This is a genomic window from Streptosporangium sp. NPDC002607, from assembly GCF_053592655.1.
Map to the genome: position 1 here is coordinate 22,962 of NZ_JBSFWD010000054.1, position 21,242 is coordinate 44,203.

Genomic DNA, 21,242 nt, shown 5'->3' on the forward strand with positions numbered 1-21,242 from the left:
CGAGCCGGAGCTGGGCGTGGGCAACGATGATCAGCCAGGTCCAGTGGTCGGCCGCCTCAGGGTCGCCAACCCCGGAACTCCCACGCTCACATCCCGACGATGACCCCGATGATCATCACGATGAGCGAGGGAAGTCCCAACACGCCCGTCCAGATGATCGCTTTCCTGGAGTGTTCCACGAGGGCGGTGAGGAACGCGATGAGGGCCACTCCGAACGGGAGCGTGTCGAGCAGCGCGATCTGCCTCCATACGCCCCGCGCCCCTGTGGGCAGTACCCGGTCTTCTTACCGTTGCTCGCCTGCCCGCTCCTGTCGCGTCGGGAGCGGAAGCCGAGGCCGAGGCCGAGACTAGCGCCGCCAACACCGCCCGATCGTCCCAATCCGGTCTCGGACGGGCGGCCTGACACCGCAACATCGCCACCTCATGACGGATTACCTCCTTTGACGCCTGGCTGCGGCTCAGTAACACCAGCCAGGCGAACACCCGAACCGTGATCAGGTAGAAGAGGCAGAGAGACACAAACTGCGACGACTTTCGAACCGGCCGGGCAGGTGAGGGTACGAGCCTGCCGGTCGATATGGAAGTCGGCCTTGGTGAAGCCCGGCCGTGCCCGTGGATCCGACCGGACCGGTCCGAGCGGGGAGATGCCCCACCGCGCCGCGGCGAGGAAGGGGAGTGGTACGCCATTGGATTCAGGGCGGCTTACCGGTCGAGAGGACTCTCAGCAGGTCGTAGTCCGGGTGTCCTCGCGGAACACGTCGGCAAGGAACGGCTGCCGGATATCCAGGAGGACATGAGGATGTCTGATCGTCGTCGTTGTGAGCGCGATCATATCTAATAAATCTACATTGTAAAGGCGGTGGCTGAGATTCAAGATCATTTACAACGGACTAAAGACTCATCACCCACAAACAAGCCTGGCTGCGGTGGCCACGCCGCGCGGCCATGGAACCCGGCCACCCCGTCGGTGACCCCTCAGACGACGAAACAGCCCGGCAAGATGTGAGATCCGTTCATACGCTGTCGTCGGTTGGGTGGCCCAATGCCGTGGCGAGGGAGTCGGAGGTGCTGGCCGGATAGTCAGCACCTGTCGTGAAATCCGCGATCGCGGGCCAGCGTTCGAGTACCGCGGCGGGCGTCAGCTCGGCGGCCGCGAACCGCACGCCTGCCGACCGCTGCCAGCGCATCTCTGCAGCCCAGCCGCCGCCGGTTTCGATCACAGAACCGGTCGTGGTGCTGACCGGATGCGCTAGTGCGAGCACGAACGGTGACACTGATGCGGCTGGCAGGCCGGCGCGCAATTCGTCGTCGAACACGCGGTCCGTCATGTCGGTGTGTGCCATGGGGGCGATCGCGTTGACCAGCACGCCGTGTCGCTGCCCCTCGATCGCCAGCGCTTTGGCCAGACCGATGATGGCTGCCTTGGCTGCGGCGTAGTTCGCCTGGCCGAGATTGCCGTGCAGGCCCGCACTCGAGGTTGTCAGCACGATTCGGCCGTGTCCTTGCCGAACCATGTGCGGCCATGCCGCGGCGGTGGCCGTGTAGGCACCGCCTAGGTGCACATCCACGATCTCGGTCCATTCCTCCTCGGACATCCGGCCGAAGGTGCGATCTCGTACGTGGCCGGCGTTCACCACGAGCGCGTCGATCCGGCCGTAGGTGTCGATGGCTGTATCGACGATCGCTGCACCGTTTCGCGCATCGGTCACCGCGGTGGTGGCTGTGCCACCGGCCGTCTCGATGCGGTCCACCAGCTCTTTCGCCACCTCGGCGCGGCGTGCGTTCACCACCACCCGCGCGCCTGCGGCTGCGAAGTCGAGCGCGTACTGTCGGCCGAGCCCGGCGCCGGCCCCGGTGACGACGACCACGAGATCGTGAAAGTCGAGTGCGATCGGACCTTCTGGCATGCTCTCCCCTAGTAGACGTCGCTGTGGCCGAGGCTTTGATGTGTAGGCGGTCTGCGTCGCCTGCCGGCCGGTCGATGATGGCAACGAAATCAGTGCCCTACGCAGGCGTCGGCCACATGGATCTGCCGCTCACGGACCAGTTGCTCAGCCGTCAATGCGGAAGAGACGCCTGTCGGATGCACGCGGCCTGGCCCAGCGCCGCTAGTTGGAGGCTCCGGTCTGGGTCGGGCTCGTCCAGCGCGGCCTTGACATAGGCTATTCCCGACCGCGGCATACGAGCGATCTTCGCGGCATACTCGCTTGCGGCGGCAGGCACTTCGGCGTCCGGGTGAGCGCTCAGGGCAAGGCCCATCGCCACCGCTTCCGCTCCCGTGAGCTCCCTGCCGGTGAGGATCAGGTCCAAAGCACGTTCCCGGCCCACCAGCCGCGGCAATGAGGCGGTCGCTCCCATGTCCGGTATCAGCCCGTAGCGCGCCTCGCGCAGGGCGAATCGTGCGCCAGCCGCGACGATCCGGACATCACACGCCAGAGCGAGCTGGCATCCGGCGCCGAAGGCTACCCCGGTCACGGCGGCGATGACGAGAAACGGCGCACGGGGTATCCATCGGAACGCCTGCTGCGCTACCTCTATGTCAGCCAGCATCGGGTCGGGGTCAGCGTCAGGGTGGGCGGCGAGTCGCCTGATGAAACCGTCCGGGGTTCGCATCTCATCGAGATCGATACCTGAACTAAAAGACTCACCCGAGCCGCGGATGACGACACAGCGCACGTCCGGGTCAGCAGCCAGTTCCCGCCCTGCGGCCGCGAGCTCGGCCCACATTATGGGCGTCTGCGCATTGTGTCGCGCCGGCCGATTCAGGGTGAGGCGACGGATCGGGCCGTCGCCCTCAATGCTGATCTCCGTGGTGATCACGATTTCTGATCCTCCAGTCAATGTTCGCTCATTACGCTGTGCGGCGCCGTCCTGTCACGGTCGCGCTCACGCAGGAACGTCCGGAGTCGTCGGATCCCGTCACCTGGATCACGCCGAACGAGCGGCCGATATGCATTGGCTGAACGATCATGGATATGGCCGCGCCGGGTGCGGGGGGCCGCAGGTACGAAACATGAACATGAGCCGTCCGCAGGTCCCCGCCTCGCTCGAACGCCTCCGCAGCCGCGACCTCGGCCAGGCTCGCCCAGACGCCGCCGTGAAGTATGCCGTACCCGTTGTTCCAGCGCTCAGGATCCGGGAGTTCGACGCGTGTACGCTGCTCGTCCGCGCTGATCCGCACACCCAGGTGCTCGGTGAAGTTCACGGTTTCGGGTGGAGGGTCGTCGGGCGGCACGGCACGCTCCGCGGCGACACGGGAATCACCGGCCGGCACGTACTGGGTCCAGGCGGCGCTCACCGCGATGAGGGTGCCGAAGTCGTCGACCACTTCACATTGAGCGAATCCTCCTGTCGCCTCCGCCCTCGGGACCCAGGAGGTGGCGTGCAATGTTGCCGTGTTCCACGGTGGTGGAACGATAATGTCGAACGCCAACTCGGTGGTCAGCGACCAGTGGCCGATCGGTCTCGCGGTGTAAATGGTTTCGCCCAAGACGTGGTCGAGGAGCACGGCCAGTGCGCCCGCCTGCTGGCGCCCATGGGAGTCGTCCATCCAGGGACCGGTTCTCATCACCGATCGCAGAAACCTGCCATCGGCCCGGCAACCGACGATGCCGAAGCGTCTTTCCACCGCACCCAGGTCACAGTCAGGCGGCGCGTCTTGCGACAGCTCGCCGCCGATGCCAGGCATGGTCGCGCCATCCTTACCTGTTTTCGGCAGATGCATCGTGCTCCTCGACGAATATCACTGGCGGGATCGCTACTTCTTCTTGATCTTGCGGTAGGCGTCGTTGATGCGGGCCACGACGTCGGGGTGCCAGATCACCTCTCGATAGGCAAGGGTTTCGTAGGTGAGCGCGCTGTTGGGGTCGAGAGCTGGGGACGTCCGTGCCATCTCCTTGTTGTTCACCGCCGATTTGACGGTGGTCTGCGCGATGGAGGCGGCGAGGGCGCTCGCGTGAGCGACTACCTCGCCCTTGGGTGCCAGTCGGTCGATGAGGCCGATCCTCAGGGCCTCCTTCGCGTCTATCCGTTCGCCGGAGAACGTCAGCAACTTCGCCTGGCTCAGACCGACGATCCGCCAGAGAGGGGAGAAATAGGGTGTTAGCCCGAACTTGACCTGCGGGTATCCGAAGATCGCGTTTTCGCTGCCGATCCGGATGTCGGAGAAGACCGCGATATCGCATCCGCCGCCGAGCGCGGGACCGCCGACGGCGGCGATGGTCGGTTTCCGGTAGTCCAACAGTGTGCCGTACGCCCGAAGGCACGCTTCGGAGTAGATCGCGCGGGTTTCCTCGGTGAATCCCGACTGCAGGTCCAGGTCCAGGCCTGCGCAGAAGATGTTTTCACCGCCGGTCAGCACCACCGCGGCGACCTCGTCGTCGTAAGCCCACGCGTCCAGCTGGTCGCTCAGGTCTGTCATCAGCTCCACGCTCAGGGCGTTGCGGCGGTCGAGCCGGTCGAAGGTGATCGTCCCGACGCCGCCCTTGACGGTGGATTTGATGTTCTGAAACTCAGTCATGCTGAAATTCGCTCTTCTCGTTGAAATTCGTCTCTACGACACGATGTCGTCGAGGTTGGCCAGCCGGTGCTTCTGGATCTTTCCGGCCGCGCTCCGCGGAATCTCGGCGACCACATGCCAGCGCGTGGGAATCTTCTGCTTGGCCAGCTTCTCCGCCTCGAGGTGCGCGATCAGTGGTTCCGTTCCGCGCCACTCGGCCCCGGGTTTGAGGACGAGCCAGGCCCCGACTCCTTCCCCCAGCCGCTCGTCCGGGATGGCGGTGACCGCCACCGCCTCGACATCGGGATGCGACGCGATGGCGAGCTCGATGTCCATGGTCGAGAACTTCTCGCCGCCGCGGTTGATGATGTCCTTGCTACGGCCGGTCATCTGCACCCAGCCCTGGGCGTCCACCCGGCCCACGTCGCCCGGATAGAACCAGCCGTCCTCGTCGATCTGCGCCTTGGTCAGCTGGGGATCGGTGTACCTGGACAGCAGCTGTGGCCCTCTGATCCGCAGCTCGCCCACGGTTCCCGGCGGGAGCAGTCGTCGTTGTTCGTCCACAGCCTGGATTTCCATACCTCGCAGCAGCCGACCGTCCCATTCCCGGCGCCGGGCCAGCGGGTCACCGGACGAGGCGATGGCGCAGACTCCGGCCGTTTCCGTCATGCCATAAGCGCGCACCACGGTGACGCCCACCTCAGCGGCACGGTCGACGAGGGGGGCAGGGATGGCGGCACCAGCGCAGGCGTAGGTCGGCAGGCGATGGCTGGGCGATAGACCACGCTCGTAGCGGTCCACCAAATCGGAGACGAACACGGTGGCGCCCATCATCAGGGACACATGCTCCCGCTCGATGAGCGAGAGCGCCTCGTCGGGTTGCCAGCCGCGCGTGATCACCGACCTTCCGCCGAGGAAGGCCGGAAACACCACTCCGGCCACGAAGCCGCCGAGATGGGACAGCGGGGTCGCGGCCAGGGTCACCGTCTGCTCGCCGGCGCCGAGGGCCTCCTGGAAGTTACGCATGTGTGCGAGCAGCGCCTGGCTGGACAGGAGTGCACCCTTGGGTGCGGAGGTCGTTCCCGAGGTGTAGAGCAGCAGCGCCGGCTCCTCCGCCGACAGCGGCTCAGGCAGTTCGACATCGTCCTCGGCCTCTTCGGCCGGAACCTGTTCCCAACCGTCCCGGTGCCCACCCACGACGTAGCGCACCGCGGGAGCCAACCCCAGTTCGGCGAGCAGGTTGTCGAACTCTTCGACTGGCCGTCGGCTGCCGAGCTCGGCAGCCGCGGCGATCGCCGCCGGTCGGCAGTCGGCCAGGATACGGCGCATCTCGTGCTCGCGGTAGATCGGCACGACGGGCACGTCGACCGCGCCGATGCGGAACGCCGCGACCTGGAGGACCAGCGCCTCGAGGCAGTTGGGCAGCTGCACGAGGACGCGGTCGTGTCGGCGGACACCTCGACGGACCAGGTCGGCGGCCACCGTCTTGGTCCAGCCGTCGAACTCCCGGTATGTGATGCGCCGCTCCTCGAAGCAGAACAGCTCCTTGTCCGGGTACCGCTTGGCCTGGGAGGGCAGCAGATCACCGATCCGGTCATCGCTCCACAGACCGATCGCCCGGTACCCCGCATGCCGATATTCCGTAGCCAGGTTCGACGCCGTCGTCATCGATGTGCTCCCTTCGGGATGTGCCTGGTTCCAGCGCGGCCACCGTGTGGCCGGGAGAACCTGCGTCGAAGTTTATCTAGTTAATATTCACTAAACAATGGATGGTGGGATCGAGGATGGCTGTTGTTCGAGACCGATGAGGACGATGGGTCAGGTCACGATCGGGGCCGCAGGCGCTCGGTCGCCTTGCTCCGTCCGGATCGCAGCGCGTCGAGGCCTTCGCCGAGCCGCCTGGTGAACAGCCCGCGCTGGACCAGGTCGGCGGTAACGCGCAGTTCGTAGGCCGTGGCGCCGATGTGGTCCATGTTTCCGGCCCGCAACGCGACCTCCTTGAGCACGGTCGTCAGTTCGGTGCCGGCCTCGGCGATGTGCCGGGCGAGGCGAAGGCCGTTTTCCCGTACGGTGCCGACCGGTACGACCTCATCGACGAGGCCGACCCGGTGGGCTTCCCGCGCGTCGATCGGGTCGCCGGTGAACAGCATCCGGCGTGCCCGTTGCGCGCCTGCCTTGCGCAGCATGCCGTGGTAGAAGCCGTTCATGGCGTATTTGACCTGTGTGGACCCGAATGCGGCGTCTTCGGAGGCGACCGTGATATCGCACATGTTCGCCAGGTCCATGCCGTAGCCGGGTGCCACGCCGGCGACGGCCGCGACCGTGGGCTTGCGATAGTCGTAGATCGTCACCATGAGTTTGCACGCCAGGTCGACGAAGCGGGTGAGGTCCTCGCCGGTGATCTGATCGAGCACGTCGAGTGCCCAGCCCGCGCAGAAGTAGTCCTCGTTGCCCACGAACAGGACGGCGGCCACACGGTCGTCCTCGGCCCAGTCCTCCAGGGCGGTGATGATCTCGTGGTGCAGGTCCCAACCGAGGGCGTTGCGCTTCTCCGGGTGGTTGAGCTGAATGACGCCGACGCCGTCTTCGACGGAGGTGATCAGGTATTTGTACTCGGCCATCGAGTGATGATCCTTTCTGGCTCTTGGGAGGGTGGGAATTCAGCGGGTGAAGTCCGGTCTCAGCCGGTGATCTCCGACAGTTGCTCCACAGCCGCAAGCTGATCGGCATGGTCCGGAGAAAGCAGGTCGGCCTTTATGGTGGTGATGCCCGCCGCGCGCAGGGCTGCCAGGCGTTCCTCGATGTCGGCGCGCGAGCCGATCAGTGAAACCGCGCGGACCAGGTCGTCGGGAACGGCCGCCGCCGCGTCGTTCCTTCGTCCGTCCAGGTAGTGCCCCTGGATCAGGTCGGCGGCTTCCTCGTACCCGTACCGGCAGGCGAGATCGTGGTAGAAGTTCTTGCCCCGTGCTCCCATCCCGCCGATATACAGCGCGAGCTGCGGCCGGACGGCATCGAGGAACACCTCCGCGGCTGTCCTGTTCTCACAGAAGGCCACTGGGATTCCGACAGTGATGTCCAGCTCACCCAGTTCGGGAGAGCGCTTCGCGCGGCCCGATGCGAGGCTGGGTCCCCACACCTCGCCGGCCTTCTCGGGATGGAAGAAGATCGGTTCCCAGCCTTCGGCTATCTCGGCCGCCAAGGCGACGTTCCTGGGGCCGATCGCGGCGATGCTGATCGGGATCCGCTCCCGTACGGGATGGTTGATGATCTTGAGTGGTTTGCCGAGACCCGTGCTCGCGTCGCCGCGCAACGGTATCTGGTAGTAGCGGCCGGAATGATCGACTTTTTCCCGGCGCCAGACCTGGCGGCAGATCTCAACGATCTCGCGGGTCCGGCCGAGCGGGGCGTCGTAGCGAACACCATGGAAGCCCTCGACGACCTGCGGGCCCGAAGCACCGATACCCAGCGTGAACCGCCCGTCGGACACGTGGTCCAAGCCGGCGGCGGTCATGGCGGTGAGCGTGGGCGTGCGCGAGTAGAGCTGCAGGATCCCGGACGTGATCTCCAGCCGGTCGGTGCGGGCCGCGAGGTAGCCGAGTTGGGAGACCGCGTCGAACGAATACGCCTCGGCGATGCTCACCAGGTCCAAGCCGGCCTTCTCCAACTCGGCCACCCGTGCCGCCGCCTGCCGGAAGTCACGGCCGTATCCGAGCTGCAGTCCGATGCGCATTGCCTGTCCTTTCGTTGTCATTGGCTCGTGGCTGTTGTGTCATGGGTGACGTCCGCATTGAGGACGGCGTGCAGGAGGGTCTCGAGCTCGGCCTCGACGTGCGGTCGGGCGTGCAGGTGGCCGACACGGACGACGTCGTTGACGATGCCGCGGGCCGCGTACACGAGCACGTGGCTCTCGGTCGCGCTCAACTCGGGCCGCCGCAGCCGCAGCGCGGCCGCCCATTCCTCGACGTTCACGGCCAGCTCGGCGCTGATCCGGCGACCGGCCTCCTGCGGCAGGTTGATCGCTTCGGTCACGTAGACGCCGAAGAGATGTCGCTGCTGGACACCGACGTGGATGTAGCCGCGCACCAGGTCGTCGAGGGAGGTGTCTTCGCGACCGTCTTTCCGCTGAGTCGCGAGCCGGTGTGCCGCCTGGGTGAAGGCCGTCACGAGAATCTCGGACTTCGTCGCGAAGTGGTGGTAGATGCTCGGGCCGGACAGCCCGATCGTCGCCCCGATATCGTCCAGGCTGACCCCCGCGTAGCCACGCTCATGGAACAGTGTGATCGCGGTTTCCAGCAGCTCCTCGGCGCGGGACAGCGGGACATGGGGCCGGCGGGTCCCGGCCGACGGCGCTGTGCGCGGGTCCGGCGTCGGCAGCTCGGTGCGGGCCGCCGCGGCTGCGGCGGCGGCGAGGACGCGTTGGTACTCAGCGCGGGGGAGGCGCATACCGCTGACCGAAGCACTTGCCATGGTCGCCAGCACCGCGGCGATGAGCAGCCTCAGCCGGCCACGATCGGCATCAGAGCGGGCATGCCGCAGGCGTGCGGAGAAGCGGGAGACGAACTCGCCGAACCGGGCCTCGATCCTCGCGCGTTCCTCACCGCCGAGGTGCCGCATCTCACGCTGTAGCAGGACCCACAGGTCGCGCCTGTCGAGGGCGGCGCCCGCCAGCTCGAACAGGAGGTCGTCCAGCGAGTCCGTGTCCGTGGTGAACGCGGCGTCCACCACGTCGAGCGCGCTGTCGATGGCGCCGGCGAGCAGAGCGTTCTTGTTCCGGAAGTGCCGGTAGACGGCCGGTGCGGTGACGCCGACCTCGGCCGCCACGTCGGCCAGCGCGACCGCTTGGTAGCCGTACCGATAGAAGCGCCGTGCCGCCGTCTGTGCCAGCTGCCTTCTGCGCTGCTCGGCCCCGAGGCGTGCAGCGCCGGCGCGACCGTTCCGTGTCGTCGTTCGTGCCACAACTCAGCCCCTCATTGCCGTGCCGTGTGCTGTCGCGTATCAGCGCGATCGAGCATCGTGCTTGCCTAGTGAATATTAACTAAGCTACCGTCTGAGTCAATAGCCGATCCCATCAGTCCGGGAAGGAAGCACCGCGATGTCCCACTCACCGTCGGTACCGGAAGCGTTCATCTACGACGCCATCCGCACTCCGCGTGGCCGGGGGAAGAGCTCCGGGTCCTTGCACACCATCAAGCCCGTCACCCTTGTGGTCGATCTGATCGATGAGCTACGCGCCCGACACCCCGATCTCGACCCCGCCGCGATCGACGACCTCGTATTGGGCATCGTCTCGCCGGTCGGCGACCAGGGTTCGGTCCTGCCCCGTACGGCCGCTCTCGCCGCGGGTCTGCCCGACACCGTGTCGGGGCTGCAGCTCAACCGATTCTGCGGGTCCGGTTTGGAAGCGGTGAACACGGCCGCGCAGAAGGTTCGGTCGGGATGGGACCGGCTCGTGATAGCGGGCGGGGTGGAATCGATGTCGCGGATACCGCTTGGCTCCGACGGCGGCGCCTGGATGAACGACCCGGAGACGAACTTCGCGACGTCCTTCATTCCGCAGGGAGTGAGCGCTGACCTGATCGCCACGATCGAGGGCTTCACCCGGGAGACTGTCGACTCCTACGCGGAGCGCTCACAGCGGCTCGCCGCTGCCGCGTGGTCCGGCGGGTATTTCGCGAAATCCATCGTGCCGGTGCGCGACCGCAACGATGTCGCCGTACTGGACCACGACGAACACATGCGGTCGGACACGACGGCCGAGTCGCTGGCCACGCTCAAACCGTCGTTCGCCAAGCTTGGTGAGCAGGCCGGTTTCGACGCGGTGGCGCTCCAGCGCTACCACTGGATTGAGCGGATCGAGCACGTGCACCACGCCGGCAACTCGTCGGGCATCGTCGACGGCGCGGCACTCGTGCTGATCGGCGACGAGCGCATCGGCGAACAGCACGGCCTGACGCCCCGCGGCCGAGTCGTCGCCACCGCCACCTCCGGAGCCGACTCGACGATCATGCTGACCGGCCCCATCCCGGCCACCCGCAAGCTGCTCGACCACACCGGCCTCACGGTGGACGACATCGATCTGTTCGAGATCAACGAGGCATTCGCGGCGGTCCCCCTGAAGTACGCCAAGGATCTCGGCATTCCGCTGGAGAAGATCAACGTCAACGGCGGCGCCATCGCGATGGGCCACCCGTTGGGCGCGACCGGGGCCATGCTCGTCGGCACCATGCTCGACGAACTCGAGCGCCGGCAGGCCCGCCGCGCGCTCGTCACCTTGTGCATCGGCGCCGGCATGGGTGTCGCCACTCTCATCGAACGTCTGTGACGCCGTATACACCGATTTCTTGGAGCCACCGATGACGAACTACGACCACCCGATGTTCCGCTGGGAACGGGACACCGACGGCATTGTCACCGTGACGATGGACGACCCGGACGCCTCGGCCAACACCATGAACGACCGGTTCCGCAGGGAGCTCCCGATCCTCGTCGATCACCTGCACGCGGAGCGTGACTCCATCACCGGCGTGATCGTCGCCTCGGCGAAGAAGACGTTCTTCGCCGGTGGCGACCTCGGAATGATGATGCGCGCCACGGCGGATCAACGCGCGGACGTCACCACCATGCTCGACGGAGTCAAGGCCGCCCTACGGCGCCTGGAGACCCTCGGCAGGCCGGTCGTCGCGACGATCAACGGCGCCGCGCTGGGCGGCGGCTACGAGATCGCCCTGGCTTGCCACCACCGGATCGCGCTCGATCAGCCCCATGTGGCCGTCGGTCTTCCCGAGGTGACGCTGGGCCTGCTGCCCGGTGGCGGCGGGACCACCCGCACGGTCCGTATGTTCGGTCTGCAGGCCGCCCTGCAGGAGATCCTGCTGACCGGGACGAAGTTCCGTCCGCGGGCCGCTCTGGACAAAGGGCTGGTCGACGAACTGGTCGCCGATCCCGGACAGCTCGCGACGGCCGCCCGGGAGTGGATCGTGGCCAATCCAGAGCCGGTACAGCCTTGGGACCGACCTGGACACCTGATTCCCGGCGGCACTCCGGCCGGCCCGGCGCTGGCCGCCGTCCTGCCGTCCCTGCCTGCGGTGCTGCGTAAACAGACCCACGGATCGCCGGCTCCCGCCGCGCACAACCTGCTTGCAGCCGCGGTCGAGGGCGCCCAGGTGGATTTCGACAACGCCCTGACCATCGAATCGCGGTATTGCGCGGACCTGATCTGCGGCCAGATCTCGGCGAACATCATCAAGTCGATGTTCTTCGACATGCAGGCGATCAACCGGGGCGCCAGCCGCCCAGAGGGCTACCCGCCGCATCAGGCCCGGAAGCTGGTCGTTCTCGGTGGCGGCATGATGGGCGCCGGGATCGCCTACGTCAGCGCCAAGGCCGGCCTCGAAGTCGTCCTCAAGGACGTGTCTCTGAAGGCGGCCGAGCGTGGCAAGGGCTACAGTGCGAAGATCCTGGACAAGGCGGTCCAGCGAGGAACCACCACGCCCGCGCAGCGTGAGGAGGTCCTGGCCCGGATTCACCCGACCGCCGACCCGGCCGACGCCGCAGACGCCGATCTGCTCATCGAGGCGGTCTTCGAAGACCCCGAGCTGAAGAAGAAGGTCATCGCCGAAACGGCCGTCCACCTCACCCCGGATGCCGTGCTCGCCTCCAACACCTCTACCTTGCCCATCACCGGCCTCGCGGAAGGGGTGTCCAGGCCCGAGGACTTCATCGGGCTGCACTTTTTCTCCCCTGTGGACAAGATGACGCTGCTGGAGATCGTGGTCGGCGAGAAGACCAGCGACGCCACCTTGGCGAAGGCGATCGACATCGCGCGGCAGATCGGCAAGACCCCCATCGTGGTCAACGACAGCCGGGGCTTCTTCACCAGCCGCGTCATCCTGGAGTTCGTCAACGAGGCAGTCGCGCTGCTCGGCGAGGGAGTGCCCGCAGCATCGATCGAGCAAGCGGCGATCCAGGCGGGATATCCGGTCGGAGCTCTGGCCCTCGTGGACGAGTTGACGCTGACCCTGCTCCGCAAGATCCGCGAGGAGACCGTCGCCGGCTACCGCACGGCCGGGATCGACAGACCGGCGCACCCTGCCGCGGCGGTGATCGACCAAATGATCGACAAGTCCGGACGCCGGGGACGTGCGGCCGGGGCCGGATTCTACGACTACGTCGATGGACGCAAGGCGGGTCTGTGGCCCGGCCTGAAGGACGCCTTCGGCGGCACGAACACGACGATGCCGCTGATCGAGATGCAGGAGCGCATGCTGTTCGCCGAAGCGCTCGACGCGATCCGCTGCCTGGACGAGGAAGTCCTCAGGTCGGTCGCGGACGCCAACATCGGGTCGATCCTCGGCATCGGCTTTCCCACCTGGACCGGCGGAGTCCTGCAGTACATCAACCAGTACGACGGTGGCCTGCCCGGGTTCGTTGCCAGGGCACGGGAACTGGCGCAACGCTACGGCGACCGGTTCACTCCACCGGAATCACTCGTCCGCAAGGCCGAAAACGGGGAGGACTACCGATGAGCACCCATGACCAGACGAGGTCGCTGGCAGGCCGCACGATCCTGATGTCCGGCGGCAGCCGCGGTATCGGTCTCGCCATCGCGACCCGGGCCGCCCGTGACGGGGCGAACGTCGTACTGCTGGCCAAAACCGATAAGCCCGACCCACGACTGCCGGGCACGGTACACACCGCCGTCGCCGCCATCGAAGCCGTCGGCGGCAACGGTCTCGCTGTGGTCGGTGACGTCCGCCGCGAGGAGGACGTCACCGAAGCAGTCGATCGGGCTGTGGCGACCTTCGGCGGCATCGACATCGTGGTGAACAACGCCTCGGCGATCGCCTTGGCCCCAATCGGCAAGCTGCCGCCCAAGCGCTACGACCTGATGCTCGACATCAACGCCCGCGGCACCTTCACCCTGATCAGTGCCGCGCTGCCGCACCTCTACAAATCCGACAACCCGCACGTGCTCACCCTGTCGCCGCCGCTGAACCCGGACCCGGTGTGGCTGCACCGGCACGCGCCCTACACGATCAGCAAGTACGCCATGACCATGCTGACGCTCGGACTGGCCGGGCAAAACCACCCGCGGCCGCTGGCCGCGAACTGCCTGTGGCCGCGCACAACGATCGCCACCGCGGCGGTGCAGAACATCGTCGGCGGCGACACGGCGATGGCCGTGTCCCGCCGCCCCGAGATCATGGCCGATGCCGCACACGCGATCCTCTCCCGCAAGGCCACCGACCACACCGGCCAGTGCTTCATCGACGACGACCTGCTGCGCAGCGAGGGAATCACCGACTTCAGCGTCTATCGCTACGGCGACGCCGACGAAGCCGATCTCAAGATCGATCTGTTCCTGCCCGGAGGCGAGCATGCCTGACGCCACCCGCAGCGTGTACGAGGAGGACCACGAGCTGTTCCGGGAGGCCGTGCAGTCCTTCATCAAGACCGAGGTCGCCCTGTACGACGAGGAGTGGGAGCAGCGCGGGATCGTCGACCGATCACTGTTCCTTAAAGCAGGGGAGGCCGGCCTGCTGCTGTTCGCGACACCGGAGGCCCACGGCGGACCCGGGATCGACGACTGGCGGTTCAACGCGATTGTGGACGAGGAGTTCGGCCGGTCCGGCTACGCCTCGGCGGGCCTCGGGCTCGCCCTGCAGAACGACGTGGTCGGGCCGTACATCCTCGAGTTGACCAACGACGAGCAGAAGGCGCGCTGGTTGCCCGGCATGACCTCGGGCGAGCTGATCGGCGCGATCGCGATGACCGAACCGGGCACCGGCAGCGACCTGTCCGGCATCGCGACCCGCGCGGTCCGCGACGGCGATCACTACGTCCTGAATGGCTCGAAGACCTTCATCTCCAACGGGCAGAACGCCGACCTCGTCGTGGTGGCCGCCCGCACCTCCGAGGAGAAGCATCGCGGCCTGACCTTGTTCGTCGTCGAGCGGGGCATGAGGGGTTTCGAGCGAGGACGGAACTTGAAGAAGCTGGGCCTGCACGGCCAGGACACCAGCGAGCTGCACTTCACCGACGTGCGCGTACCCGTCGCCAATCGGCTCGGCGAGGAAGGGCGGGGCTTCTTCCAGCTTATGCGCAACCTGCCGCAGGAACGCCTCTCCCTGGCGGTAACCGGGGTCTCCGCCGCGGAAGGTTTGCTAGCCCGCACGATGGAATACGTCACCGAACGCCGCGTCTTCGGCCAGCCGATCGGGACCTTCCAGCACAACAGGTTCCTGCTGGCCGAACTGCACACCGAAGTCGATATCGCCCGGGTCTTCGTGGACCACTGCGTGGCCCTGCACGCAGACGGGCAGCTGACTCCCGTCCAGGCCGCCAAGGCGAAATGGTGGTGCACCGAACTGCAGGTCCGGGTGGCCGACCGCTGCCTGCAACTGCACGGCGGTTACGGCTACATGCACGAATACCCGGTCAGCCGCGCCTTCGCCGACGCCCGCGTCCAGACCATCTACGGCGGCACGACCGAGATCATGAAAGAGATCATCGGCCGGGACCTCGGTCTTTGAGCGGTGTCGGGATGAGCACACCAGTTACGCTCGAGGTGCGCGAAGACGTTGCGCTGATCGGCCTTTCCCGGCCCGCCAACGGCAACGCCATCGATTTGCCGATGGCGCGGGGACTCCGGAACGCGGTGACCGAGGTCGGCTCGATGTCCACAGTGGGCGCGGTGGTCCTGTTCGGACACGGCGAGCAGTTCTGCGTCGGCGGCGATCTTCAGGTTTTCGCCACCGCCGCGGCACCCGGCGAGTTCCTCGCGGAACTCGCCGACACTGCGCACGAGGCCGTGCTCGGGCTTCGCGCGCTTCCCGTGCCAGTGATCAGCGCCGTCCACGGCGCCTGTGCCGGCGGCGGGATCGGCTTCGCCCTCGCCGCCGACCTCGTGCTGGCTGAGCGCACCGCCCGCTTCGTGGTCGCGTACACCGCAGCCGGGCTCTCTCCCGACTGCGGGGTGTCCTGGATCCTGACGAGGGTGCTCGGCCCGGCCCGCGCCAACGACCTGATCCTGACCAACCGGCGGCTGGACGGTATCGAGGCGGAAAGGCTGGGATTGGTCAGCCGCGTCGTCGAGCCCGGCACTGTGTACGAGGAAGCGTTGCGGCTGGCACGTTCGCTCGCAGAGGGACCCCGCGACGCGCTGGCACAGTCCGCTCAGCTCGTACGCGACGCCGGCGCCACCTCGTTGAAGGAGCATCTCCAGCACGAAGCCGAGTCCATCGCCTCCCTGATCGAGACACCGAACGGTTCGGAGGGCATCGCCGCCTTCCTCCAGAAGCGGCACCCAGATTTCACCACCACATCGAGGAGTTGAGACGCCATGGACAACAACGCCGCCGTCGGCACCGCGTTCCTGCGCCGGTTCGCCACCGACTGGCTCGCTGCCTGGAACTCACACGACACCGAGCGGGTCCTGGCCTTGCTGCACTCGGAGATCGTCTGGGAGGACACCGTCTTCTGGACCGACGTCATTCATGGCCGGGAAGCGCTCCGGGAGTACGTCGAACGAATCTGGAAGGTGATGCCGGACGTCCACTTCGAAGAGGTGCAGCTGTTCACCGCACCGGAGGACGGCCGGGCGCTCGTACTGTTCCGCCAGGAGGGTAGCGGGCCGCCTCAACTTGACCCCACCCGCCGATTCGACACCTACGGTTGCGACATCTTTCTCGAGTTCACCGATGGGCTGCTGTCTCGCTACCTGGCACAGTACGAGATCACGGAGATGATGCGTCAACTTGGGGCCCTGCCACCTCGCGACGGGAAGATCGGCGGCGCGTACCTTCTCTCGCTGCTCGACAGGAACCAAACGTCACACTCCACAGGCTCAGGCTGAGATCAGAATCACGCGGTTCACCCGGACAGCGCCAGAGGCCGGCGCTGTCCGGGTGAACCTGTTTACTCGCCGAGCCCAACACCGGAGCGCGCGTCCCCTGCTGGGCTGGGCGTTGACCGTCAGCATCGGACGATGACGAAGATGCGCGAGCGGTTCGCCGGCTGACAACGTGGAAGCGAGCCGGGCGTGATCGGCCACAGGGTGTGGCGCCGGCCCCTTCGGAGGTCCCTCCTGCTCCGCTCGCGGCCCGGCTTACCCATGTCCGTCGGCTGTCAGGGCGGCGTGGACGAGAACCCGCAGCTCCTGGGTCAGGCCTGGGCGGGCATGAAGCCGGCCGATCCGCACGACATCGTGAACGATGCCGCGCGCGGCCTGCACGAGGACCATTTGCTCCGCCTCGCTCAGCTCCGGGCGTTCGCGGCCGAGCGCCTGGCACCACGCCTGGACGTCGGCCTGCAGACCTGCCCTGATCCGCCGACCCGCTTCGGCAGGCAGGTTGACCGCGTCCAGCACGTAGACACCGAGGAGCAGCCGTTCGCGCACTCCGAGATCGACGTACACGCCTACGAGATCGTCAAGGCTCGGCGGCTCGACGCCGCTACCCCAGTGCACGGCCAACCACTCCGTCGCCCTGGTGACCGCCGCGACGAGAAGGTCGGCCTTCGTGGCGAAGTGATAGTAGATGCTCGGCCCGGCGATCCCGACTTCGGCGCCGATGTCATCGAGGCTGACCGCCGCGTAACCCCGCTCGTGGAACAACCGTACGGACGTCCTGAGCAGTTCCTCGCTTCGGGACGGCGCGGTGGGTTCCACCGCGACCGCTCGTTCGGGCGGAGTATCCTGGCGCGCGTGACGGTCGCCACCGGGCGAGGGCAACCGCACACGGCACACCGCCTCCGCGGCGGCGGCGAGCCAGCGCTGCTGTTCGTCCGCGGGGAGCCTGCGCGCATAGACCGCAGGGCTCGAAAGGACGGCGAAGGCCGCGGTGACGAGCAGTTGGACATCTCGAGCGTCGGCGTCCGGGCGTAGCCGCTGCACCGCGGAGCTGAAGCGGTCGATGAACGCCGAGAAGCGCTCCTCGATCGGCGCCCGCTGCGCCGGTTCGAGGTGGCGCAACTCGCGCTGGAGCAGGGTCCACAGCTCACGCCGCTTGACGGCAACGGCGGCCAACGGCGGTAGCAGTTCGTGCAGCGGCGCTGAATCGGCGTCGGCGGAAGCGGCGTCGACGACGTCGAGGGCGCTGCCTATCGCCGCCGCGAGCAGCTCCTGCTTGCTCCGGTAGTGCCGGTAGATGGCCGGTGCGGTGAGTCCGATCGACGTCGCAACCTCCGCCATCGAGACCTGATGGAACCCGAGGCGGTGAAACTGCTGCCCAGCGGACTCTGCCAACTGGCGCCGACGCTCATCAGTGCTCAGGCGCGTGCGTGCCTGCCTGATGCCGGTTCCGGTTCCGGTTCGGGCCATGAGCTTCCCTTCGAGGTCGGTCGTGGTCGGTCGTGCTGTCCACTGCCTCGATCCTACCGAAGGCTTTTTAGTGAATGTAAACTAACCGCGTCAACTCGGTGAGGGGTGTAGGCCCGGCCTGGGGATGGGGTCCTTTCCGGCCCGGTGGTGAGCATCTCCCATGCGACGCGAAGGCCGCACGCGCCGTATGGGGTGTTGTTCCGGGCGGACCGGATGATCTCGCGGAAGCGCTCGTGTCCTACGGTGTGACCCTCCATCCCGCAGGGCACGCCGGCGGCGGACGACATGATGGCGTCCTGATCTCCGAGGGCGACGCACGGACCGGTGTCCTCGGCCCTGGCCGGTCGGCGAGCCGGCCCCACATCTTACCTATTGAATATTCACTAGGTAGCGTTTGGAGTGCTCGTACGGCATAGGGCGGCCCGGCTGCCGGAGAGGTGGCCCAATGAAGGTCGTCGTTGACTTGACCAAGTGCGTCGGGCTCGGCGTCTGCGAGTCCCTCGTGCCCGAGATGTTCGAGGTCAACGCGCGGGGCGAGCTCGTCCTCCTGCGCGAGGACGTCTCCGACGATGAGTGCCGGGCCGTCGAGGAGGCCGTGTCGGGCTGCCCGACGATGGCGCAGCCTGGAATCCGGGGGTTGAGGAACATCGGAACCAGATCGTGCGCTAAGCGTTTGTCCTGGTGATTCCCGGTTTGAACGCCAGTGATCATTGCCAGAACCTTCGGGGGTCTTGTCACTGACCTGGTGGAGGTTCACAGTGCCGGTCGAGTTCTTGTCGGATGAAGCAGGCGGCTGGGTTTGCCTTGTTTCAGGGGGCACCCACACGCACGGAGCTGGAGGCGATCACCGAATTGACTCCGCTGGCCAATTCGGATGTCGATGAGGCGTGGCGGGCGATGCTGGTGAATCGCTTCGCCACCGTACGGCCCTTCTTGGTGCGGCCGTGTGAAGTGATCCAGTTCAGGGCCACCGCCGAAGGCAAGCCGGTGTTGGCCGCGTTGCGCGCTACCCGCTCTGATGGGCCGCAAGCGCGTCACCCCAGATGAGATCGACACCTCGTTGCTGGTGGGGTCGTGGCGGCGTCTGGTGCTACACGCACCGCACTTGGAAGCCGGGCTGGCGGCATCGGTGAGCGCGTGCACGCTCGCCGGCGCCGGCGGCTGGAGCACGGCGGAGGATCTGGCCCGCTACCTCGCGGCCACCATCGCGGGCACAACGCCGGGCGCAATCGTGTGGCCCGCCTTGTGGCCGGTGGCCGCGGCGCTGTTGTGCACTGGGGTGACCGTAGGCGTCCTGAGAGCACCGCACCCGCCCCTGGCCAGGGCACCACGGCCGCGACTGCGCTGGACGACCACGGTGGGCATCGCTGCTGCTGTGGACGTGCGTTGCCGCGGGGATCGTCGTCGCCTGGGCCGGCGCGTAGAGGTCTGGTGAAAACGGGGATGGATCCGGTCACCCGGGCGCTGCCCGGGTAGTGCGGGTTCCCGGGTACTGAGCCCCGGGACCGCTGCCGAGACCACGAGGGGTCCCGCCCGATCAAGACGATCGGACGGGGACCCCGTCACCGTCCCTTCGGGCCGTCTCACGAACGCCCCGGGGCGTATGGGGCCCTACTTCCAGAACTTGACCTCGGGGTAGGTTCCGGAGGGGCCGTCCAGGAGTCGCTGGTCGCGCTCGCGCAGGTGCCGATCCATGAAGGCGGCCACGTAGGCCCGGGTGGTCTCCAGTTCCCTCGCCGACCGCTTGGTCAGCAGCGGGTAGTCCGTGAAGGAGGCGTGGTCGCCGCCCTCCATCGTGAGCCAGCGCTTCCAGCCCGTCATGCGCGCCCAGTCGCGGCCCCAGGTGAAGTCCTTGCCGCCCGGTTCGTGCACCTCGCCCGCACCCATCAGCATGAACGGCCGTGCCAGGCCCTTGTCGGGGATGGGTACGAAGAAGGCGCCGTCCATGTTGATCCCGGCGCGCACGCGCGGGTCCTGCAGCATCGTCCACGACGTGCTCGCGCCGCCCAGCGAGTGCCCGGCCATGCCGATGCGTGAGCGGTCGATGAGCTTGGCACCCTTCCAGACCGGGCGCCGCCCGAGCAGCCGATCGAGCACGAACGCCACGTCCGCCTGCCGTGCCCTGACCGCCTTGTCGCCGAACTTCCAGGGGTCGGCTTTTTGCTCCTTGCAGGCCACGCAACCGGCCAGCCGGCCGCTGGGCAGGCTCGTACCGTACGATTCGTGAACGTGGTCGATGCCGGCCACCACGTAGCCGCGGCTGGCCAGTTCCTCGGCGAGGCCGGTCAGTGACGAGCGCGGCATCGTGAACCCGGGCGAGAGCGCCACGAGTGGCAGCGTGCCCTTGCGGCCGGCCGGACGTGCCCCGGTGACGGCGTGGGTCTTGGCGCCGCTGACCACTTCACTCGGGACGCCGGTGAGCTTCTGACCTTCCAGCAGGGCCGCGGCCTCCTCATCGGTCATATATCGCGCGGGCCGGCCGGCGCCCTTCTCGGCGGGGTACCACAGCGAGACCATGAGCTCTCTGGCCTTCTGCGTGGGCACCCAGGGGTCGGGACGGCCGCGGTCGACCAGGTGCAGGCTGACCGTCCCCACCGGCTGGGATCCGGTCGGCGCCGGCAGCGCCAGGCGCTCGTCCGCGACGGGCTCGGTCCGCGCCACGTTGGCGGCCTGGGCCGGCGTGGATGCGAGGAGAGCGAGGAGCCCCAAGGCGGCAGCGCCCGCAACGCGGACGCGCATGATCTTGATTTCCATGCCGCCCATGCTCTCGATCCCGCCACGGCCTCCACTTCGGTCAAACGTTCAGCCTTGCGTGCGACTACGGAGGTAGTCCGGTCCACTTGGGGGCGCACCGCCGCGATCACAAAGTGTCGCGCTGCGCGTGCCGGCTCGGCGCGTGTCATACGGGATACATGCCGCCGCGCAGGAGGTGCGACTGGTGCAGGACGCACAGTCGAAGGGCGATCTTGCCCCGTCGTGGTCCTCGTTCGGTGAGTCGTGGGCCTCGGCCGCCTGTGCGAGGGGGAGCACCGCTCGCAACGGGACGCGGAAGCGTCGCTCTTCGCTCAATGCGGCCGCGGTCGCCAGGCCGTGGCGTCCGTCCGGCTGACCGCCGAGTTCGCCGAGCGACAGGCGGACGCCGAGCCGCGGGCCGCCGAAGTCGGCGATCGTGATGGGTTCGGGCAGCGAGCCCGCGCCGACGGCGTCCAGGGCGCGGTCGACGGGGCCGAGCGCGCGGACGCGGCCGGGTAGTCCCGGGCCGTAGCCGACGGGAGTGGCGCCGAGGCCGGCGATGAAGCGGTGGCTGCCCGGGCGGCCCGCGCCGATCACGCGCGCCGCGGGCGAGGGCCAGTTGCACCGCGATGCTGCCGGCGCCCCCCGAGGCGCCGTCGATCAGCAGGACCGCGCCGGCCTTCAGGTCCAGCG

General features: G+C 67.4%; 20 protein-coding genes. 9 read left to right on the top strand and 11 right to left on the bottom strand.

Features of this window, described 5'->3' with window-relative positions; translation table 11 throughout:
- Window positions 1-86: 86 nt before the first annotated feature.
- From ACWD3H_RS38895 to ACWD3H_RS38935, 9 genes are all read right to left on the bottom strand, one after another.
- On the bottom strand, window positions 87-209 hold the full coding sequence (locus ACWD3H_RS38895) for a hypothetical protein (RefSeq protein ID WP_451958567.1): 123 nt from the start codon (window positions 207-209) through the stop codon (window positions 87-89).
- 804 nt (window positions 210-1,013) lie between these two features.
- Window positions 1,014-1,907 (bottom strand): SDR family NAD(P)-dependent oxidoreductase, encoded by an 894-nt coding sequence (locus tag ACWD3H_RS38900; protein ID WP_355565038.1) that lies wholly within the window; start codon window positions 1,905-1,907, stop codon window positions 1,014-1,016.
- A 151-nt stretch (window positions 1,908-2,058) separates the two neighbouring features.
- A complete protein-coding gene (locus ACWD3H_RS38905) occupies window positions 2,059-2,820 on the bottom strand; it encodes an enoyl-CoA hydratase/isomerase family protein (protein ID WP_355565035.1) in 762 nt (253 codons plus the stop codon).
- Window positions 2,821-2,851: 31 nt separating this feature from the next.
- Window positions 2,852-3,724, bottom strand: a complete 873-nt coding sequence (locus ACWD3H_RS38910) for a PaaI family thioesterase (protein ID WP_451958568.1) — start codon at window positions 3,722-3,724, stop codon at window positions 2,852-2,854.
- Between the two features lie 33 nt (window positions 3,725-3,757).
- Entirely contained in the window at window positions 3,758-4,519 is a 762-nt protein-coding gene (locus ACWD3H_RS38915; protein ID WP_451958569.1) for an enoyl-CoA hydratase/isomerase family protein, read from the bottom strand.
- A gap of 33 nt (window positions 4,520-4,552) precedes the next feature.
- A complete protein-coding gene (locus ACWD3H_RS38920; RefSeq protein ID WP_451958570.1) occupies window positions 4,553-6,166 on the bottom strand; it encodes a class I adenylate-forming enzyme family protein in 1,614 nt (537 codons plus the stop codon).
- A gap of 155 nt (window positions 6,167-6,321) precedes the next feature.
- On the bottom strand, window positions 6,322-7,119 hold the full coding sequence (locus ACWD3H_RS38925) for an enoyl-CoA hydratase/isomerase family protein (RefSeq protein ID WP_451958571.1): 798 nt from the start codon (window positions 7,117-7,119) through the stop codon (window positions 6,322-6,324).
- A 59-nt stretch (window positions 7,120-7,178) separates the two neighbouring features.
- Window positions 7,179-8,228 (bottom strand): LLM class F420-dependent oxidoreductase, encoded by a 1,050-nt coding sequence (locus ACWD3H_RS38930; protein WP_355565021.1) that lies wholly within the window; start codon window positions 8,226-8,228, stop codon window positions 7,179-7,181.
- A gap of 17 nt (window positions 8,229-8,245) precedes the next feature.
- Window positions 8,246-9,454 (bottom strand): TetR/AcrR family transcriptional regulator, encoded by a 1,209-nt coding sequence (locus tag ACWD3H_RS38935; RefSeq protein WP_451958572.1) that lies wholly within the window; start codon window positions 9,452-9,454, stop codon window positions 8,246-8,248.
- A gap of 136 nt (window positions 9,455-9,590) precedes the next feature.
- Here ACWD3H_RS38935 and ACWD3H_RS38940 point away from each other — a divergent pair, with 136 nt between their 5' ends.
- From ACWD3H_RS38940 to ACWD3H_RS38965, 6 genes are read left to right on the top strand one after another with little or no spacing between them, the layout of a single operon-like run.
- Complete coding sequence (locus ACWD3H_RS38940; RefSeq protein ID WP_451958573.1) at window positions 9,591-10,820, top strand: acetyl-CoA C-acetyltransferase; 1,230 nt, start codon at window positions 9,591-9,593, stop codon at window positions 10,818-10,820.
- 31 nt (window positions 10,821-10,851) lie between these two features.
- Complete coding sequence (locus ACWD3H_RS38945) at window positions 10,852-13,023, top strand: 3-hydroxyacyl-CoA dehydrogenase NAD-binding domain-containing protein (protein ID WP_451958574.1); 2,172 nt, start codon at window positions 10,852-10,854, stop codon at window positions 13,021-13,023.
- Complete coding sequence (locus ACWD3H_RS38950; protein WP_355565009.1) at window positions 13,020-13,883, top strand: SDR family oxidoreductase; 864 nt, start codon at window positions 13,020-13,022, stop codon at window positions 13,881-13,883. The genes ACWD3H_RS38945 and ACWD3H_RS38950 overlap by 4 nt, the downstream gene beginning before the upstream one ends.
- On the top strand, window positions 13,876-15,030 hold the full coding sequence (locus tag ACWD3H_RS38955; protein ID WP_451958575.1) for an acyl-CoA dehydrogenase family protein: 1,155 nt from the start codon (window positions 13,876-13,878) through the stop codon (window positions 15,028-15,030). Before ACWD3H_RS38950 ends, ACWD3H_RS38955 begins: the two co-directional genes overlap by 8 nt.
- Window positions 15,027-15,833 carry an enoyl-CoA hydratase/isomerase family protein gene (locus ACWD3H_RS38960; RefSeq protein ID WP_451958576.1) on the top strand — a complete coding sequence of 269 codons (807 nt, stop codon included), beginning with the start codon at window positions 15,027-15,029 and terminating at the stop codon, window positions 15,831-15,833. Before ACWD3H_RS38955 ends, ACWD3H_RS38960 begins: the two co-directional genes overlap by 4 nt.
- A gap of 6 nt (window positions 15,834-15,839) precedes the next feature.
- Complete coding sequence (locus ACWD3H_RS38965) at window positions 15,840-16,352, top strand: nuclear transport factor 2 family protein (RefSeq protein ID WP_451958577.1); 513 nt, start codon at window positions 15,840-15,842, stop codon at window positions 16,350-16,352.
- Between the two features lie 252 nt (window positions 16,353-16,604).
- Here the strand turns inward: ACWD3H_RS38965 and ACWD3H_RS38970 are convergent, their stop codons facing one another.
- Window positions 16,605-17,816, bottom strand: a complete 1,212-nt coding sequence (locus tag ACWD3H_RS38970; RefSeq protein ID WP_355567044.1) for a TetR/AcrR family transcriptional regulator — start codon at window positions 17,814-17,816, stop codon at window positions 16,605-16,607.
- Between the two features lie 445 nt (window positions 17,817-18,261).
- Between ACWD3H_RS38970 and ACWD3H_RS38975 the strand changes: the two genes are divergently transcribed.
- Together ACWD3H_RS38975 and ACWD3H_RS38980 are read left to right on the top strand one after the other, a co-directional pair.
- Window positions 18,262-18,501 carry a ferredoxin gene (locus tag ACWD3H_RS38975; RefSeq protein WP_355567047.1) on the top strand — a complete coding sequence of 80 codons (240 nt, stop codon included), beginning with the start codon at window positions 18,262-18,264 and terminating at the stop codon, window positions 18,499-18,501.
- A gap of 95 nt (window positions 18,502-18,596) precedes the next feature.
- Window positions 18,597-18,863 (top strand): hypothetical protein, encoded by a 267-nt coding sequence (locus ACWD3H_RS38980; RefSeq protein ID WP_451958578.1) that lies wholly within the window; start codon window positions 18,597-18,599, stop codon window positions 18,861-18,863.
- Between the two features lie 564 nt (window positions 18,864-19,427).
- Here the strand turns inward: ACWD3H_RS38980 and ACWD3H_RS38985 are convergent.
- A complete protein-coding gene (locus ACWD3H_RS38985; protein WP_451958579.1) occupies window positions 19,428-20,570 on the bottom strand; it encodes an alpha/beta hydrolase family protein in 1,143 nt (380 codons plus the stop codon).
- A 336-nt stretch (window positions 20,571-20,906) separates the two neighbouring features.
- Between ACWD3H_RS38985 and ACWD3H_RS38990 the strand changes: the two genes are divergently transcribed.
- The gene (locus tag ACWD3H_RS38990; protein ID WP_451958580.1) at window positions 20,907-21,068 is read left to right on the top strand and encodes a hypothetical protein; all 162 of its coding nucleotides are present in this window, start codon (window positions 20,907-20,909) and stop codon (window positions 21,066-21,068) included.
- Window positions 21,069-21,242 lie beyond the last annotated feature (174 nt).